Source organism: Microcystis sp. M179S2, from assembly GCF_020245805.1.
GTDB classification, from domain to species: Bacteria; Cyanobacteriota; Cyanobacteriia; order Cyanobacteriales; family Microcystaceae; genus Microcystis; species Microcystis aeruginosa.
The window spans coordinates 11,451-31,652 of sequence record NZ_JADBUE010000253.1; the positions used below are offsets into that span (position 1 = coordinate 11,451).

Here is a 20,202-nt window from a genome sequence, read left to right on the forward strand (position 1 = left end):
AGAAAGATGGGTGTTTACTATTCACTGGTAACTGGGGTTATCCCAATTCGATGGTTAATGCACTAACCGAGTAGTCGAGATACACTGGTCTCTGTTCACTGTTCACTGTCTAATAGACACAGGGCGATGTCTTTAATTTCGTAAATTCTTAAGTCTTCTTTCCAAAGACTGGCATCTCCGATAATTGTGATTACATCATCTTCGACTCGAATATCGGAAATATGCACTTCTAAAGACATTAAACGATTTTCGGGTGTAATTTGTCCTCGATATTTCCATGTAATTTGATGATTAATGGCTTGACCAAAGCGAGGATTTTTGAAAGATTTGCCTAAGTCTAATTGCAGCGCATAAGTTTGCATAGCTTGAAGAATAGACTCAATGCCTAAGGCACCAGGCATGACGGGATCTTGATAGAAATGGAAGGGAAAATACCAATCTTCGGGAGTAATTGATTGACTGGCATAAATATATCCTTTTTGATACTTACCCCCATCTTCAATTAGGAAAACTTTTTCGATAAAATCAAGATAATTTTGAGAAAGACGATAGTGGGGTTTTTCAGGATTTACTGAATAGAAGTTTTGGTGAGTTAAGGAATCTTGTAAATTAATTTCCTGTACGGTTAAATCGGATAAATTATTCAGTTGATACCAAGGTTTAAGACGTTTTCCCCCATCAAGTCCCACTTGATTCGCTAACAAGGCTGTGCTAAAGTCTCCAAAGACCATATTTCCCCGATAAAAAGGTTCACCCTCACAAGATAATTCAAACTCAAACTTTTGAATGATTGCTCCTTGAATAGCGGTAGTAGAAAGGAGACGAACTTTATCCGTAATGGTTTTATTACGGAGGTCAATTTCTTTGAGAATTGTCCCCTGTCCATCTAAATTACGAAAATGAAGATCATCTTCTGGGAATAATAAAGTTGCTCCCATATAAACCCCTAAGAAAATACAAGGTTGACCGGCAATTTCAATATAAGTACAGTAGGGCAAAGTGGGATAGGCATTATGGTTATAAAACCAAGCATTTTCTTTGACATCAAATTCGGTAATAATTTCCGATGGTTTTTGCAATTCATGACGTTTACCTTCGATGTCTAATACCCGACTTACTAACTGAAACTCCCCATTAGGTAAACGAACCGATTGACGATTTTCATAAATATCGAATTCTGATCCCAAACAAGCAGCCACTGATCCTTTAGCAAAGGTTTTTAATTGGTTTTCATTAAATAAAACTGATGACTGTTTTGATAATTGGGAAATCTGGGGGAATGTTCCTGACTCAATGGGTTGAAAAATACTGGGAATAGTAGCTGTTTTTTCTACCAGTTGAACACCAATATTTTTAATAGTAGCAATGGTTTTTCCGCCAAAAATAACATCCACATTAGCCAGAAGATAAGGTTGAGGAGAAAGTCCAATTTCTAACACCTCCATTTGATATATTAAAGTTCCATGTTGGGGAGTCACTTGTCCCCGAAAACGGGCTGCTTGGGTTTGATTAGGAATCACCTGAAAACGAGCATCTTTCCTGTGAGTTTGTAACCCTAACCATAAACAGTAAAATTGCACCAGTTGGATACTTCCTTCAATCATTAAATTCCCCGGTAAAGTGGGGTCATTTTTAAAATGACAAGAATAATACCAGTCCTCAGGGGTGATCTGTTTTGATCCCACTGCTAACCCTAGTCCAGCTATTCCTCCTTGAGGATTTACCATTATCACTTTCTCTAACATTAAGAGTTTTTCTGGGGGTAATCTGAGGGAAGAATTTAAGCCATTTTGTTGATAGTTTTTCCCTAAACAAGCCTCAATATTTCCTTGACTTAGATTAAGAAGTTCTTCTTTTTTAAAGAATGACTTAGAACAAGTTAAAAGAGGAGTAAACTGTTGTCTTTTAATCAAGTTTCTTTCTTTTTCTTCAGCCTCTTTTAGCACAATTCCCTGTCCTTTTTCTAATTCTTCATCAGAAAAGAGTCCAGCACAACCGTCATGAAGTTTCATCCAAACTTGATCCCCAATTAACACCTCTCCTTGGAAGAAAATTAATAAGCTATCATCAGTTTTAACCGAAGAGGTGATCTTAACTCGACACCGTAACAACTTAACATTTTCAGGTTGTTCAAATAAGAAGGTTGCAGATAAATCTAATAAACGGAAAGAGCGTTTTCCTTGATTTTCAAAATCTGTCCCGATATAACTTAATAGCATCAGGAGTCCGTGGCCAGCTTCTTTACAAATTCCTACCGTTAATTGACCATCAACTGCATACCAAGCATCTTCTGGTACATCATATTCTGTTTCGATAAAACCTGATTTATAATCACCTAATTTTCCTTCTAATTGAGTCACCCGACTGACGAACAAAAAGGGAGGAGACGGCATTCTGACTCGTTGGGTATAATGATCAATGGGTTCATATTCTTGACCAAAAACCTTGCAGACTTTACCTTCAATAAATTCGAGAATCTCAGGTTGATCAAATAAACAAGGTTTAACGGTTTTAGGATGAGAAGAAATAACGCTTGTTCTTAAATGATCAACTGTAGAAATGGTTTGAACTTGGGAAAGAAGTTGAGGAGAAGACGCAACTAAAGCAGCGACTTTTTGAGAAGCAGTATTTTCTCGAATAATTGAATTTTGTTGCTCGGTTTGGGGTTCGATATTAGCTTTGGGTGCTGTGGTTAACACTGTCTTAAAAATCGCCTCTAAGGTTTCTGCTTCATCTGTTAAATAAAGAGGGGATAAGTCTAGTTCTACCCCATGACTGACTAATTGTGCTAACATCTTAATAATGGTCGCTAAATCATCAGCACCTCGACGATTAATACACAATGCAAGATGCTCTTTTTGACCAAGAGTTTCTGATATCCAACGAGAACAACTTCCTCCTGATCCTAATTCTAGAAAGATTTTCACTCCGTCTTGATAAGTGCGTTCAATTAAGCGAGGAAAATCTAACATTTTACACATTCCTTGACTTAAATGATCACCAATTTTCTCTTGTTCTAAGGTCAGAGAATCATAATGAGAAGAGGAATAAAAAATAGTATCAGGTGCTGTTCCCATTGTCACCGTATTTAGCTTAAGAAACTCATTGTATTCTGATTGCATAACTTCACAATGTAAAACCATATCAGAAGGCGAACGAAACCGATCACATTGTAATTTTTCAATCACCCGTAAACAACCTTGAGAATCTCCTGCGATCGCAACTTCTTGAGGGGTATTAATATGGGTTAAATAAACCTTACTTTCTGTTTTTAAACATTCTTGAACTGCTTCAGCTGTAGCCATTAAAACATAACTACTCCATGAATTTTCATCTATCGGTTGACCCCAAGATTCTGCAACGGCTTGTTTAGCTCCCATTAAACGGGTATGAAATAGGGGAGAAGAATGAACAAATTGACTTCCTTGATCCGCATTTGGCCACACTCCTAATGAATACATCATGGTACTTTCTCCCATGCTATAACCGAAGGCAGCATCAGGTTTAATCTTGAAATATTTCTGCATAATTTCGGTGAATAAAACCGCAAAACCTGTTCCCGTTTCTAAGAGAGATAAAGGGTTAGCAATGAATTGAGTTTCTAGGGTTTCTAAGTCTTGTTTAGAAAGGGGAGATTGACGGCGAGGATAAAGAGAGTTTGCTTGAAAAAAGGTAGCAGGATCACTAATTAAACTCTCTGCTCTCTCCCATAATCTAGGGAATAATTGAAAAAGATTTCTTCCCATTCCTAAATAGGAGCTAAAAGCACCCGGATAAACAAAAGCGACTTTACCCACTTTTCCTAACCGTTTAGGGGTAAAATAACTTCCTTGGGGACTTTTCCAAGGCTTTCCTGTATGAAAGGCTTTATCAATTCCTTTTTTAGCCTGTTTAATTTCCTTTTGTAAAGCTTCTTTGTTATTCCCAACAATTGCTACAACATAAGGAGATTGAGAATTCTGTTGAAACTGAATAAAATTCTCTTTGGCCAGATGGGGTAAGGAGAAACTGTTTTCAATACTCTGGGTTAAGTTATCAAGCTGACTTTGTAAAGATGAACTATCATTTCCAGCGAGGGGAAATAGATAAAATGACCCATAGGGTAAATAGCCATTATCGGGTGTACTTTGAGGAGTTGCTTCCGATAAAATTAAATGACTATAAGTATTGTTTTGAGTTGCTAAATTAAGCGCAGCATAGCGTTTTTCTTGTCCTTTTTCAAGAAACCAAGGAAGCGATACATCAGGTACATAAAAAGGACTATTTTGCCATTCTTGAGTAAGATTAGAAGTTAACAGTTGAGCGGAAACAGGAAGATAACGATTTTTTAAGCAAAGTGCTGTTTTAATTAAGCTAATTAAATCTTCAGTTATCCCTAAGTTATTATTATTCTCTTGGACTGTTCCGACTGCACAAGTTAGCTTATTATGATTAGCATAATAAGCTTCTAATAACCCTTGATCTATCTCTGTTGAGGAAACAGCTAAATAACCAATATCTGAGGGGTGAATCTTAGCATTTTCAAATGCTTGCTGACAACTTTGTTTAATCGCAACTGATGGAGAAGATAAGGGGTCAACTATTTTACTAAAGCTATCAATAATTCCGTAAAAAAGCGTACTATTATTGTTTGGGATTGTTTCATAATCTTTGAGGATTAAAGCTCCGCCAATAATAGACTCAGAATTCCTATTAAGCGCACTAATAATAACTGTATCAACTTCTTTGGCGGTTAAGAGAATTTGGGCTAATTCAAGAGACTTTAATAAAGAATCAGATCCTTGGGTTAATTGAAAGGGAACAATGGAACAATTCCATAATCTTTCCAATTGATAACTAATATTTTTAAGCTCAGTTTCTTGATTGTTGCTAATATTATTAGCAGTAATTAAAGCGACTTTTTTTCCTATCTTACAAGTACAATCTTTTAACCCTTGATCAGACATCTTTGATAGGATAGACCAAGAATGATCACTGATCGGTTTTTTAGAATAATCAAGGGAGTTTCCTTGATAAATTAAAGCTGATAGTTGTTGACTGGTTAACAGTTGATTAAAGAAGCCACTTAGTCCAGCGATCGCTAATTTGGAAGGTTTCATAATATCTCCTGTGAAAATGTAAATAGGGTATCAATTGAGAAAAAATTACAAGCAAACAGTATTCGATGAATTCACCGTATTGTTAAGAAACAAAACATTAAGACAAGAACTCAAAGTAACCTCCATATTAGTTGCTTCTAAATAAATTTTCCCTTGAGAATTATAAGCAAGTGCATTAGCAATTACCTTAGTATCACTATGTTCATTAATGGATAATTTGATCCAAAATTCTTGATTAAAAGGGAGGGAACTAAACTGCTCAAGCTCATTTAGTTTTAGGGGTAAACTACCAGAATTGTAGTGTTTTCTGACCCAAACTAAAAGACATTGAAACAAGAGATCAGCCGTATAAGAATTAAAGGATTGAACACTAAACTGTCCTTGATCTTGTGCAGAAATTCGAGGTAAGTAACAGTTAAAAACAAGTTCGTTTTTATTAATTTCTAAGATTTTCTTAATTCCTTGAAATCTGGGCTGATGAAAAAGAACTCCTGCTTGATAGGGTTGTAAATTAAGGAAAGATTCCGTAACAGTCTGAATACTTTCCTCAAGTTTTCTCTCAGCTATTACTTGTTTAGTAATATTAATAATCCCCCGATAATGATAAAGGGGAATTCCTTTAGCGGTTTCACTCCAAATTAAGGCTTCAAATTTAATTTCATCTTCTGTTTTATCAACTTCAGTCAGATCCAAACAATACAAATTAGCTAAACTTTTATCAAAGACAACTCCTTTAAGCACCTGATAGTTATGACAACTTAAAAAACGATATCCTTGATAAAGTTGTTCGCAACTATTAGTGATCCATGCTAACGCACACATCGCGGGTAAAACTGCATTTCCCCCAATGACATGATCATAAACGAAAGGGTTTCCTCGTAACGTCAACCGACGATATAAACGGTAACTATGCTTTTGCGGTGTAACCAGTTTAGGAGAAGGAGAAATAGGGTTGCTCATGACAATAATCTGAGGGGTTTTAGCTTGAGTTTGGGTTAATTCTTCCGCTAACATTTGCGCCCCTGTTTGTTGAGGAATAACCTTAATATTTTGCTGCTCAAACAACTGTTTAAGCTGTGGTGTCACCATTCCTCCATCCCAAGGACCCCACCCAATAGAAACAACATGACAGTTAGGATATTTTTGTTGAAGTAAATAAGCATACTTGTTCAAAATTTCGTTAGCTAAAGAATAGTCAGATTGACCGATATTGCCATAAAATGAAACAAAAGAAGAAAATAAGGCAATAAATTTTAATCGGTTAACTTCTAGGGAACCTAATAAACTATTTAACCCATCAATTTTGACACTATAAACCTTATCGAAATCCTGTTCAGTTTTGTTTTCAATTAATTTATCTGCTAACGTTCCCGCACCATGAATAATGCCCGTAATCTCTCCCCAACGTTGAATAATCGGTCTTAAAGTTGCTTTTAGTTGCTGTGAATCGGTAACATTAACACTGCAATACTCGGCTTTTCCTCCTACTTTTTCAATCTCTGATAAGGTTTGCTTAATTTCACGACTTTGACAGAGTTGTTGATAGAGTGATTGAACTTTTTTCGGAGTTGGTTTTTCATTTTGAGTTGTTAAATGTAGCATAATTTGCTTCTTTAACTCAGACTCATCTTGACAAGAAAGACTCCATTCAGGTTCAGTATCTAAAATTTGCGAACGACCTAATAAAATAAATTTACAATGATATTGTTGCGCCAAATAGATAACGCATTGAGCCGTAATTCCTCGGCCACCACCACTGACAATAACCACCGAAGATGAATTAAGTTGAGTATCATTAATCATGGGTAACATACCGTGTTAGTTGATAGTTAATAGTTGATAGTTGATAGTTAATAGTTAGTATAGATTAGCTAAAAATCAGAATTTATACCGTAATTTATTTAAATAAATATAATTCTGTAGGGGCGCAAGGCTCGCGCCCAGCTAATTTTATTCTAACTATTAACTTTTCCCTATTTACTGCTCAAAGAAACTAATTCACAAGTCAAAGTCATTCGACCTTTTGGGGTATAACCCACCTCTTGAATTAAGCTATTAGGATCATGCAATTCAGCTAAAACAATTTGAGCCGTTGTCATTTCATCTAAGTCGGGACTAATATCTAGAGCGCGACAGAAGACCGATTCCCACTCTAGATTTAAGGTTTTCGTTAAGCCAAATAAACCGCCACTAATAGGGCTAAATTCTCGTTTTCCACTGAGACCAAATTCTCCATCTAAACGGGTTAAGCTGAGAAAACAACTGCGTCCTTGACTGGCCGCTTGCGTCAGAGAAGATTTAAGATTTTTGGCTAGTAAAAACACTTGTTTAACAATCGCTTGATCAGGATTAATTGAAGTCTCTTGATCTTGATTAAACCCCTGAGAGAGAGGATGTAAATGAATAAATGTGCCGATCAGTCCACAAGTTTTAAATATATCTCCCAATTGTGCTTGTAAATGTTCTTCACTTAAATGATTGAGAACAAAATGTCGAACCCCCGCAGGAAGAGAAGAACGCACAGGAATAAGGAATTGAGGGAAACTGAGAACCACAACTTGCCAGCCTTGGTTTAGCAAACTTTGAGCAACTTGGGCAGTAGTAGATGAACCATCATCGGTCACCAAACAGGTTTGATCAGGGGTTGAGGGAAAATCCCAATAATCTGGTGCAGCAAGGGGCTTCAGTTTCATTTGATAACGTCCAATATCACCGTGTTTTCGATGGTTAGACTGGGTAGAGGTAACAACTAAGCTATTTTTTTTTCTGTCACCATCATTTTCTCCCTCAAGTACTGAACAATGTGGGCTAGGGTACGTTTTTCTGCTAACGCTTCAGGGCTAAGTTTGGGCAACCCAGAGAAAGCTTCTTGCAGACTTCCCATGATTTCTACCCGTTTGATCGAGTCAATGCCTAAATCTGCCTCTAAATCCATTTCTAATGCCAACATTTCCGTAGGATAGCCTGTTTTTTCACTGACAACCTCTAATAAGGCTTGACTCAGCGCATCATCTTGAATGGAGTCTAAAGAAGGTTCGCTCACTTCTGACACAGGTTCAGGTGTAGAGATGGGTGCAATGGGTTGACGAGGTTCTAAATAGTTGACAATGGGGGAAATGTGAACGGGTTCAGGTTCGGGAGTCGGTAAGGGTTGAGGTGCAGTGTTTAAAGGTTGAGGTTCTAGAGTTCGTAAGGGCTGAGGTTCAGACTTAAAAGGGGTAGGATCAGGAAAGCTAACAGAGGAAACCTCTGAATTTGGCCGATCAAATTTTGAATTCTCCGAAGCAGCAGCCGCCGCAGAGAGCTCGTCAATTTGAGCAACTGCTGTCATCTCTTTTTGTTTGAATAACTGCAACACTGACTGAAAACTCTGGGATTGATGTTTAATATACTCTTCGTGAACCTTGGCAAGACTCTGTTGATATTGGTTGAATGCTTGTAAAAGAGGGTTGATGTTGTTAGAAATAGCGTTGTTCATAGTCATGGTTACAGTTTGATCTCGAGAAACAATAGATAAATTGAGTGTTGGAATTTCCTCTGAAAGAGGCTGAGAATCAGAAGGATAAGGGTTGACGGAAGGAATAGAGGCTAAAATTTCCTCGTTTTCCGACCCTTTCACTTCCTCACACTTAGATTCAACCGTTTGGAAATCAACTGAAGGTTCTATTTCCGCAGGTGAATCAGGTTGTAATGCAGCTCCGATCAAAGCTTTGGTTTTATCGCTGATGTAGTTGGTTGCATTCAGCTTAAGGGTCATACCTTTGCGTTTGCTTGAAGGAGTCTTCACCGTCAAAGCTGCATTTTCCGGATCGTTTAACGGTAAACCTAAAACTCGAAGCTGCATTACTCCTTGTGAGAGTTGAACATCACTGTCCTTTTGCCGACTGGGGTTGAGTGCAATGGCCAGATGAGGGCGATCGCCTAAGATCTGTTTAACTAAGTTAGTGAGAATTTGGCGCGGTCCAATTTCCACAAAGCAATATCCGCCTTGAGCATAAATATTTTCAATTTGTTGGACAAACTGAACCGAATTCAACAACTGAGCTTCTAAAAGCTGACGCATCCCCGATAAATCTTTGGGATAAGGGGCTGCCGTCACATTAGCGTAAACTGGAAGTTGGGGCGCATGAAACGTCACTTGATCCAACGCTTTCCCAAAGGGTTGACTAGCATGACGTACTAGAGAAGTATGAAAAGCAGCAGACACGGGTAAAGGCGTAACCTGATAGCCTTGAGAGCTTAAAATCTTCTCAATAGTGGCAATTTCTGAGGCTAATCCCGATAATACCACCTGTTCAGGTGCATTATAGTTAGCAATCTGCACATTGGCCATTCCTTCAACCCATTGCGCTATCTGAGATACTTTCCCCGTCACCGCTAACATCGCCCCTTGAGGGGTTGCTCCTTTCGGTGCGGCCATAGCCTGGCCTCTAGCTTGGATCAAGTAATAATAATCGTCGTCGGTGAAAACGCCTGCGGCCCAGAGTGCGGTTAATTCCCCAAAACTGTGACCGGCCACAAAATTTGGCTTAAATCCCGTCTTTTGCAACGTTTTATACAGTCCTACACTGAAAGCCCCGATCGCAGGTTGAGCATTTTCCGTCCGTTGCAGTAAAGAGGTTTGCCGTTTTTCGTCCACCTCGTTAAAGGTAGGAATCGGAAATACTCCTGCTGAAAGGGGCGTTAAACCCGCTTTAGCTCTCAATATGTCCAATTTTTGATAAGCGGTTTGGATTTCTGGCAAATTTAGGGCAATTTCTCGACCCATATTCAGGTATTGAGAACCTTGGCCGGGGAACAATGCTACGACTTTTCCCTCCAGTAATAACCCCGTCTTACGGTAATAAATACCTTGGGGATGTTCCCATGCCTCTGCTTGAGGCTGTTTTTGCAACTGTTTAACGGCTGCTTGCAGTAATTTAATAGCTTCCGCCAAGGAAGTCGCGACAAAGCCCACTCTAGCAACCTTTAAGGGAAGTTGAGCCGATTTGCTTTGATTTTGTAGTTCAATATAAACTTGTGACCCTTGGGGAGATTGCAACTGTTCTAGAGCTTTTTGACAAATTTGCCTTAATTCTTCAGGATTTTGACCCCAGAGTAAAATTGATTGGGGACGGTGATGAATTCGATTTTCTCCTTGGGGTAATTTGGGCGTATATTCTTCTAACACCACATGATAATCTGTTCCCCCAAAGCCAAAGGAACTAACCCCGGCCCGTCTCGGTGTCTTTCCTTTGGGCAACCAAGGACGGGTTTCGGTGTTGAGATAAAAAGGCGAGTCTTCAATCTTAAATTTAGGGTTGGGTTCGGTAATGTTAATGGTAGCAGGAAGAATTTTATGATGTAAGGCCAAAGTCGTTTTAATTAAACTTGCAGCACCCGCCGCCGCCTTGGTATGACCAATTTGAGATTTGACACTACCCAGAGCAATCGTTTGCTTTTCTGCGTTATTTTCGCTAAAAACCTCATTCAGGGCTGTAAATTCACAAAAATCTCCTGCTGGTGTTCCAGTACCATGGGCTTCAACTAACCCCAAGGTAGCGGGAGAAAATCCCGCCTCTTGATAGGCGCGCCGTAAGGATCTAACTTGACCTTCAGGACGCGGTGCATAGATACTTTTAAAACGACCATCACTAGCAGTCCCGATGCCTTTAATCACTGCATAGATGCGATCTCCGTCTCGTTCTGCATCCTCAAGCCGTTTAATCACCAGCATTCCCAATCCTTCCCCTACCATCATGCCATCGGAGGTAGCATCAAAGGGATTGAGACAATCTTTCTTAGAAAAAGCTGGAGTTTTGCTAAAACACATATAGTTAAGGATGGAATTATCCGTGTCAAAGCCCCCTGTAAGCATCATGTCACAACGGCCTTCAATTAATTCACTGATCGCCATTTTTAAAGCACTTAAGGAACTCGCACAGGCTGCATCCACCACACAATTAGTTCCTCCTAAATCAAAGCGATTAGTAATACGACCTGCTACGACGTTTGGTAACATACCGGGGAAAGAATTTTCTTGCCAAGGCACATAGGCAGCCTTCATATTTTCGATAATTTTGTCGGTTTGTTCTTGAGATAAACCACTTTTTTGGCAAATTTTCTTCCAGAGAGGATATTGCAGACGACTGGTTAAGGGAGTAATGCTTTTCCAGAGTCCGCTTCCTCCTAAAATAACCCCTGTTGTTTCTCGATTAAACTCTTTTCCTTGGTTATAACCCGCATCTTCTAAAGCTTGTTTAGCCATCACTAAACCAAGTAAATGAGCCGAATCTAAAGCTTCTAACGTATCAGGTGGCAGACCAAATTCTAAGGGGTCAAAATCAATTTTAGGCAAAAAGCCCCCCCATTTAGCATAGGTCTTATCTGGTGCTTTCGGGTCTGGATCATAGTAATCTTCTAAATTCCAGGCGCTTTCTGGAACTTCAGTGATTCCATTCACTTTACCGAGAATATTTTCCCAATATTCCTGTAAATTTTTGGCTTTAGCAAATAAGGCCGACATTCCAATAATAGCGATCGGTGTTTTTTGTAAAGCAGTTAGGCTAGAGGTTGAGGATTGAGCAGACATTGTAGGTGTGTTCTCCAATCAATAATATAGCAGTCTGTAGAGACAACGAATAGTTCTTAAAGAATGAACAAAGAATTGTTTGATTCCCTTTAGCTTCAGTTTAGGCAGAGTTCCCCGTTTATACAATGGATGATCTACTCTCACAAATGGATGATTTTTAGTAAGCGTTCGGGGGGGGAAAAATCTGGTAACTAGAGCAGTCCATCACGCTCTTTGTAACGCCAATTCAAGTCTGAATTGCATCACTGTCTGATCCACCTTTGAGGAATACCTCATTCGGAGTACGATAGTCAAGACATTTTCGAGGTAGTATTTTTGCCAAAATATTCTCCTGACTTAATCAAACGGATTTAATAGGAGTCAATGGCACGGGCTGCTTGACCCCCCCTGAAAGGTTAGAAATCAGCAACGCCAATAGGCTCTAATTCCTCAAGAAGAATGAGGTAATCTTGTCCGATTTTTTCAATGGTCGTAGGAAGATGGAAATTACGAGAATATTCAATTCTTATCTCTAACTGACCATCTATGATTAGGAAAAAGAATTCAATCAATGTGGTACGTTTTTGATCCAGTGGCGATAAACGACAATCGCGCTCGCCATAAACAAACTCAAACAAGTCAGAGAGAGGAACCGAACGATTTCCCAGATAATTAGCCCTTACTGGGGTTAAATTACTATCAGGATAGAGATATTCAGGTAAAGACTCACCTATCCAATCATAAGTTACGCCATTCATTGGTAAGCTTTCAAACTGCTCATTGATGGTACTGATAGTTTTTTGCCAAGTCGTAGAAGTGGATAAATTAATGCCTATGGGAAAATTTACAGCATAATTGCCCATACTTTCCATAAAAGACTGACCTTCGCCTAAATCTCGCCCATGACTACGATGACTGATAACCACCTGTTGGCGTTGACTCCAATCACCTAATAAACGGTATAAAGGAGCAAGGAGAATAGGATAAAAGTTAGACTGATAATAAGCCTTGCCTTGGCTTAATAACTGTTTAGTTTGCGCTTTACTTAGGACAAATCGCTCACTTTCGGCAGAAGCTTCAATATTTGGGCCTTTGACATGATCGACGGGGACTTCAAAGCGACTCTCTGCATCGGGAAATTGTTCCTTCCAATAATTCAAGTGTTCGTTCATTGTTCCTTTTTTCTCCTCATCCCTCAAGACTTGCACAAAATCTAAGTAAGACTGAGGATTAGGGTTAGGAAAAGTCGGATCACTTCCTACCAATAATTGATGATAGGCACTCCAAAGTTCCTTAAACAAGATGGTTGCACTTAACATATCGGCAATGATGTGGTGAGCGACCATCGTAATATCGTAGCAATAGGGACTAACTTTAACAACAAGAGTGGCAGTAAGTGGCCAACGGTCAATCTGGATTTTTTTAGCTAAATCTGACATTTGAGCTTGAATTTTAGCATTACGTTCTGCTTCTGTTAAGTGGCTTCCATCCCAATACTCTGCCAGGATAGGTTGAGGATCATTGATCAAGTATTGCTGCCATTTACCTTGATTTTGTAGGCAAACCGTCCGAAAAGCTTCATGACGTTGCACCAAAAGATTAGCAGCTTGATTGAAAATATCAAGATTCAAAGACTGATGATAGAGAAAACGAGTATAACCCAACCATTGATAGGGAGGTTCAAAATAGTTGACTAACCAACTTTGTGCCGGTCCAAGGGGGATAAGAGAAGGAGTAGGGGGAGCCGAGGGAGCAGCGGGAGCAGGAAGTAATTCGGCGGCTAATGCTTTACGGTCTAACTTTCCGTTATGATTCTTAGCAAGTTGTGGAAACCAAGCGAATCGTTGAGGAATCATATAATGGGGGAGTTTCTGCTCTAAATGTGCTTTGAGAACTCGGTTTTTGATTTTATCCCCCGATAAACAAGCAATTAATCGTTTTTGTCCTTCGCCGTAATCAATAGCTAAAACGGCGGCCTCGCGGACATTGGGATGAGTGGTTAAGATGCTCTCAATTTCCCCTAATTCAATGCGAAAACCCCGAATTTTGACCATATTATCGATACGTCCATGATATTCCAGCGTACCATCGGGTAATTCCTTGACTAGATCACCTGTCCGATAAATATAGTCACCAGAGACATCAGAAAAAGGATTAGAACAGAACGCTTTAGCGGTTTTTTCAGGATCTTTGAGGTATCCTAACGCTAATTGTACGCCACCAAGCCAAAGTTCTCCCATTTCCCCTTGTTTAACCGGTTGCATCTGATCATCCAACACTTTGAGATAGACATTATCGATCGCTTTTCCGATGGGAATTTGGCTGCTGGTGCGTTCGTCAGGACGTTCTGTAATAATATGGTAAGTCACATCAATTGAGGCTTCTGTCGGTCCATAAAGATTGGCTAAACCTGTCTTTAATCCATAACAATCAAGCCATTTTTGGATAAAAGACATGGGTAAAGCTTCCCCACTAAAGATTAACCAGCGTAGATCAGGAAATGTCCAAGATTCGTTTTCAATCGCACTGATAAATTCCCCAAAAAGGGAGGGAACAAAGTGCATTACATTAATTTTAGTCTTTTTAATCCATGCAGCAAATTCCCAAGGATTTAAGACTACTTCGCGTTTGACGGGACATATTGTTGCACCTTCCATTAACGTCCAGAAAATTTCCCATACGGAAATATCGAAGCAAAAAGAGGTGCGTTGTGCGATGCGATCGCCTGTTTGCAGGGAAAATGTCTTTTGCATCCATTCTAGACGATTCATATAACCGCGATGGTTTAACATTACCCCTTTTGGCCGTCCTGTTGATCCAGACGTATAAAGAATTACCATTAAATCCTCAGGACGATTACAAAGATTTATGGATTCTTTACTGTGTTTTTGCCAGATAGAAGTGGTAATCTGAGTTAAATCATTAATTTTGTTTAATCTTTCTCCTTCATCTAAAAAGAGGACGGTTTGCAAGGGTAAAGGTTCTGTCACACAGGAAATTAACTGTTCACTTACCTGATGTTCGGTAAGTAAAATCTCGATAGTGGCATGATGAAGAATATAACGCAATCTTTCGACGGGATAATCGGGATCTAAGGGTACATAACAGCCACCGGCTTTAAGAATTCCCAAAATACCAATAATCATGCCTGGATTTCGTTCCGTCATAATTCCTACTCTGGTATTGGGGTTAACACCTTGAGTCTGTAAATAAGCAGCAACTTGATTAGAAAGATGGTCTAATTGTTGATAAGTTAGGGGACAAGTCTCATCTAAAACAGCGATCGCATCAGGGGTTAATTGTGCTTGTTTAATAATTTTATAGTAGGGAATTTCGGGGGAAAAAGCCATAAGAATAATCCTCTATTAGATGTTAGGTGGTAGGGGCGCAAGGCTTGCGCCCATTGGTCTTTTAAAAGGTAGCCATTAAGGACTGATAACGAACCTTCGCTGATTGAGGTATAGCCGGACAAAAAAAGTTCAGGATATCATAAATATTTGTGGATTCCTACCTACCGCAGGAATGACATATTTTTCTTCGTCCTAACATTAATTTGTCGGGCTATATTTTACGAATAGCTGTTGACGATTGAAGGTTGAGATGGGGCTAAAATAGCAGCCATTTCTTGTAAAGTTCGACAATTTAAAAGGTCTTGGCGATATTGTTTGCCATAAATCCCTTCTAGCTTGGTAACAAGGCGAATGCGTTCTAAAGAATCTAGTCCTAAATCTGCCTCCAAATCATCACTCATTTCTTCTTCTTCAATTGTCCAATGACAAATTTTGGAAGTTATTTGTCGTAGCATTTCTTCAATCTCTGTATTAAGAGAAATAGACGAAGAATGAGAAATAATAACTTGATCTTGGACGGGTAAATTGGCTAGTTCTTCAATTTGGCTGACATAGGCTGTCATTAATTGATCTATTAGCAATAAGTCAAAGTGATGGTAATCGTAACTTGCAAATAAATGAAGACGATTATTAAATATTTCTTGCAAAATATCAATTGTTCCAGTTGCGTTCATTCCTCCTGCTTGATAGTCAGTAATTGATAAAGCATCATACTGAGGTTGAAGGTGAGTTTGTCCCGTATAAGGAAGGTATAAATTAGACTTTAAAGCCTCCTGTATTAAAGAAAGACTATGAGGGGGAATTTTACCCTTTTCTAGGGTAATATTGTCTCGAAAAATTGTTCCCATTTGACGAGTTTGCGCCCGATCTAAACCTGTGCCAATATGTTGTTGTACAGTTTGCTGAATTTGGCTTAAAAAGGTCGGCCAATCTTGCTCAGATTGAGGTTTAGTAAAACTTAATGCCAGATTTTGAGCAAAACTACTAACCACACCTGTTGCATCTACTTCGGGGTAAATTCGTCCACTGGTGGGAATCGAAATTCCGATATTTTCAGCTTTTGAATCTATTTGTGACATAGTTTTTAGAAATGCACCTAATAATAGTGCATTCATCGGGACTCGCCATTGACGGGTTTTGTCGATTAATTGAGAGGTAGTTTCTGCTGAAAGTAGATACTTTTGATTGTAAAAGAGAGGAGATTTTTGAGCATTTTTCTGCTGTTTAGGTTGCCAACGATAGGACATTCCAGACACAGCATTATTGTATTCTGCTAAGGCTCGATCTTCCTCAATATCTTGCCAATCGTTCATTAATTGAACCTGTTTTCGATAATCTTCTACAGTCAATGTAGGGGGAAGATTTGGCGTTTCTTTAGCAACTATAGCCCGGTAAATTTCCAAGAATTCCCGAATTATGACATGGTTACTTAAACCATCCGAAATTAAGTGTTCATTCCCTAAAAATAATTGATGAATTTGATCAGATAATTTAAGAACAGAAAATCCATGCAGTGGCCATTGCGTTAAAGACCAGTTATAGTTTAACCAATGATAGATTTCTTCTTCAATTTTCTCCCCTTGTTCATCGGGAGTTAAAGTGGTGAAATCTTTAACAATAATTTCAGGAGGAATGGGGTTTTCTAGCACTTCTAATTGATAGTCTGCAAAGCAGGTGGCATCTTCTCGAATCTGAAATTGCGCCCGTAACATGGGATGTCGATTAATTAACAGTTTCCATGCTTGTTGAGCAATATTTAAGTCAAATTCTCCTGCAATTTTAACCTTAGTAAATAAACTATTAGAATTGAGACTCCAATAACTCATTAACAAGGGAATTTGACTATGGAGAATAGGAACCAGATTCGAGGATTGTAGTTGGAGGTTTTTGGTTTGTGGTTTGGGGTTAGAGATTTGAGATTTGGGGGATGAAGTATGAGATTGAAGAATGGTTAATAATTCCTGAAGATTGGAGACTTGCATTAAATGGCGTAGGGAAAAGGTTTCACTAAATTGACTACGTTGTTCTTCAGGAATTAATGATAGTAACCCGTTCATTAATTGGGTCATCATAATAGAATCTAACCCTAAATCTGCTTCCAAGGAAACATTCAAACTCAATTGCTGAGGATTTAAACCCGTAATTTTACTTATTAAGGCAATTAATTGACTTTCTAAGCTTTCAGCCTTGGTTTCGTCTTGTTTTTGGGTTGGGCGCAAGTCTGGTACCCCTACAGTTTCTCTTTCTTGGCTTTGGTGTAAGTCTTGTTCTTCTACGGTTTCTGTCTCTTGGGTTGGGCGCAAACCAGGCTCCCCTACGGTTAACCAGTAGGGTTGTTTTTGGAAAGCATAAGTAGGTAAAGGAAGACGAAGACGAGCATAATCTTTATCAAAGCCATTCCAATCAATATTAACCCCAGAAACGGCTAATTTTGCCACACTTTGTAATAAAATTTGCCAATCATCCTGTCCTCGTTGTAGGGAAGATAACCACAGATAATCAGGGTTTGCTAAGGTTTTTTGACCCAATCTCGTTAAAATCGGATGAGAGCCGATTTCAATAAATAGATTATAACCTTGGCTGGCTAAGGTTTCTATTGCTGGGGCAAATTGGACGCATTGACGCACTTGTTGACACCAATAGTCCTCTGTTACTGCTTGGCTGATTTCTTCACCTGTGACGGTGGAAATCCAATCTAATTGGGGTGTTTTATAGCTAATTTTAGCAGCGATCACTTTAAATTCTGCTAATATCGGTTGCATCATCCCGGAATGAAAAGCATGAGATACCTGAAGCAGACGCACTTCAATGCTTTGTGATTCTAAATCCGCTTTAATCCGATTAATCGCTTCCTTGTCACCCGAAATAACGATATTTTCCGAACTATTGATAGTGGCAATCTCAACTTGATCCCCATAAGGAGAAATAACAGATTTTACTGTTTCAATAGGGGCAAATATGGCCGCCATTGCGCCTTTTTGGGGTAAAGACTGCATTAAGCGTCCTCTTTCGGCAATTAACTTGATTCCCTCTTCGAGAGAATAAACCCCTGCAACACAAGCGGACACATATTCCCCCACACTATGACCTAAAACCCCATCAGGTTTAATGCCCCAAGACTGCCATAATTTATATAATGCGTATTCAATGGCGAATAGGGCGGGTTGAGTATAAGCAGTTTGGTCTAATAAGCTAGAATCACTGTATAAAACCTCTAATAAGGACTTTTCTAGGTAAGGTTGCAATAAGCGATCGCATTCCTCTAAGGCATGACGAAAGGTGGGTTGAGTTTCATACAGTTGTCGTCCCATGTCTGCATACTGAGAACCTTGTCCTGTAAACAAGAAAGCAATCTTATTTTGACGACTTTTTGCAACTGCTTGGCTGAAAACATTCAAACAAGGTTGTTTTTGCGTAAATGCTGTGAAAGAGTCCTTGGCTTCAAGGGTTGATTTTGCCAAAATTGCCAGACGATGGTTAAATTGTCCTCGTCCCGTGTTGGCACTAAAAGCTAAGTCTGCTAGGTTTAATTGAGGATTTTTCTCTAAATAGTTGACCCATTTTTGCGCTAAATCATCTAAAGCATCGTCGCTTTTCGCCGATAGAGTGAGTAAATGAGCAGGACGATCCACTTCAGAAGGATTAAAGCTTAATTGAGGCGGTTCTTCGATGATAATGTGGGCATTTGTGCCACTTAATCCAAATGCACTAATTCCGGCCCTTCTAGGTTCTTCTGTTCGCTGCCAAGGCAGAGAAGCGGTAGGAATTTTGAGAGCGGTTGCAGCAGCCGCTAAATCAGGATTAAGTTCTTTAAAATGAAGATGGGGGGGAATTTCTTGATTTTTTAGGGATAAAATGACTTTTAATAGGCTGGCCATCCCTGCTGCAATTTCTAGGTGGCCGATATTCGTTTTTACTGAACCTACCATTAAGGGGTTATCAGTGGAACGATCTTTGCATAGTACATTGTTAATCCCCCGTACTTCAATAGGGTCGCCTAAGGCTGTTCCTGTCCCGTGTGCTTCTAAATAGCTAATTTGTTCGGGTTTTACTTTTGCATTCTCCAATGCTTGACGAATAACTGCCATTTGCGCCGCTCCATTGGGAACCGTTAAACCACTACTGGGGCCATCTTGATTGACCGCCGAGCCTCTAATTACCCCTAAAATGTTGTCTCCATCGCTTATAGCATCAGAAAAGCGTTTTAAGACCACCATTCCACAGCCTTCCCCTCTCACATAGCCATTTGCATCTTTATCAAAGGTTTTACAACGACCATCAGGGGACAAAGCGCGGGTTTTAGAAAGATATAACGTCACCTCCGGGGATAGCATTAAACTAACTCCCCCTGCTAAAGCTAAATTTGACTCTCTATTGCGTAAGCTTTGACAAGCCAGATGTACCGTGACTAAAGAGGTAGAACAGGCGGTATCAATGGCTAAACTGGGTCCTTGTAGCCCTAAAAAATAGGATAAGCGACCTGAAGCGAAACAAAACGCATTTCCTGATCCCGTATAAGCATCAATGGGAATTTGTTGCTTAATTTGCCGTTTTGCGTAATCATCCAAGCCAATGCCCACAAATACGCCTGTTTGCGTCCCTGTCAGCTTCTGAGGTGCAATTCCGGCATTTTCTAACGCTTCCCAACTTACCTCTAATAATAATCGTTGTTGAGGGTCTAGTGCGATCGCCTCCCGGGGAGTCATCCCGAAAAATTGCGGATCAAATTGATCTACTGCGTCAATAAACCCGCCATAACGAGCATAAGTTTTGTTAGGAAGATCGGGATTTTCGTCATAATAAGCCTCCGCATCCCATCTTTGGCTAGGAACAGGGACAATTACTTCTTTTCCCCTTGATAATAGCTCCCAAAACGCCTCTGGACTATTTGCACCCCCCGGAAAACGACAGCCCATGCCAATAATAGCGATCGGTTCATTTTTTTGCCGTTCTAAGGCTTCAATCTTGTTACGAGCTTCTTTAAGCGCAATAACTGCTTTTTGTAACGGCGTTAATTCTGTTTTCTGATGATGAGAATCCATGATATTAAAATGCTCCTTAGATATTAGGTGTGAGGTGTTAGTTATTCGGATAACTGATAAGTAGGTAGGCACAATTATTTGTAGGATGGGTTAGCGGTAGCGTAACCCATGCGGGCGTTGGGTTTCATGCTTCAACCCAACCTACGTTCATTTTATATTTA

Annotated in this window: 6 protein-coding genes; all 6 read right to left on the reverse strand. The window is 39.4% G+C overall.

Features of this window, described 5'->3' with window-relative positions:
• Window positions 1–95: 95 nt before the first annotated feature.
• The 6 genes from IM500_RS15540 to IM500_RS15565 all read right to left on the reverse strand — a co-directional run bounded on the left by IM500_RS15540 (window position 96) and on the right by IM500_RS15565 (window position 20,041).
• The gene (locus tag IM500_RS15540; RefSeq protein WP_287738896.1) at window positions 96–5,099 is read right to left on the reverse strand and encodes a short-chain dehydrogenase; all 5,004 of its coding nucleotides are present in this window, start codon (window positions 5,097–5,099) and stop codon (window positions 96–98) included.
• A gap of 45 nt (window positions 5,100–5,144) precedes the next feature.
• On the reverse strand, window positions 5,145–6,869 hold the full coding sequence (locus tag IM500_RS15545) for an SDR family NAD(P)-dependent oxidoreductase (RefSeq protein ID WP_287738898.1): 1,725 nt from the start codon (window positions 6,867–6,869) through the stop codon (window positions 5,145–5,147).
• Window positions 6,870–7,072: 203 nt separating this feature from the next.
• Window positions 7,073–7,792 (reverse strand): Rossmann-fold NAD(P)-binding domain-containing protein, encoded by a 720-nt coding sequence (locus IM500_RS15550; RefSeq protein WP_190721064.1) that lies wholly within the window; start codon window positions 7,790–7,792, stop codon window positions 7,073–7,075.
• 56 nt (window positions 7,793–7,848) lie between these two features.
• Window positions 7,849–11,670: a type I polyketide synthase gene (locus IM500_RS15555; RefSeq protein WP_190721067.1), complete on the reverse strand. Its 3,822-nt coding sequence runs from the start codon at window positions 11,668–11,670 to the stop codon at window positions 7,849–7,851.
• A 395-nt stretch (window positions 11,671–12,065) separates the two neighbouring features.
• Window positions 12,066–14,999, reverse strand: coding sequence for an amino acid adenylation domain-containing protein (locus tag IM500_RS15560; RefSeq protein WP_190721070.1), 2,934 nt, complete (start codon window positions 14,997–14,999; stop codon window positions 12,066–12,068).
• A gap of 218 nt (window positions 15,000–15,217) precedes the next feature.
• On the reverse strand, window positions 15,218–20,041 hold the full coding sequence (locus IM500_RS15565) for a type I polyketide synthase (protein ID WP_190721072.1): 4,824 nt from the start codon (window positions 20,039–20,041) through the stop codon (window positions 15,218–15,220).
• Window positions 20,042–20,202 lie beyond the last annotated feature (161 nt).

Bases quoted from the DNA above. Each gene is read 5' to 3' on its own strand.
- IM500_RS15565 (WP_190721072.1), bottom strand. From the start codon at position 20,041: ATGGATTCTCATCATCAGAAAACAGAATTAACGCCGTTACAAAAAGCA.
- IM500_RS15550 (WP_190721064.1), bottom strand. From the start codon at position 7,792: ATGAAACTGAAGCCCCTTGCTGCACCAGATTATTGGGATTTTCCCTCA.
- IM500_RS15560 (WP_190721070.1), bottom strand. From the start codon at position 14,999: ATGGCTTTTTCCCCCGAAATTCCCTACTATAAAATTATTAAACAAGCA.
- IM500_RS15555 (WP_190721067.1), bottom strand. From the start codon at position 11,670: ATGTCTGCTCAATCCTCAACCTCTAGCCTAACTGCTTTACAAAAAACA.
- IM500_RS15540 (WP_287738896.1), bottom strand. From the start codon at position 5,099: ATGAAACCTTCCAAATTAGCGATCGCTGGACTAAGTGGCTTCTTTAAT.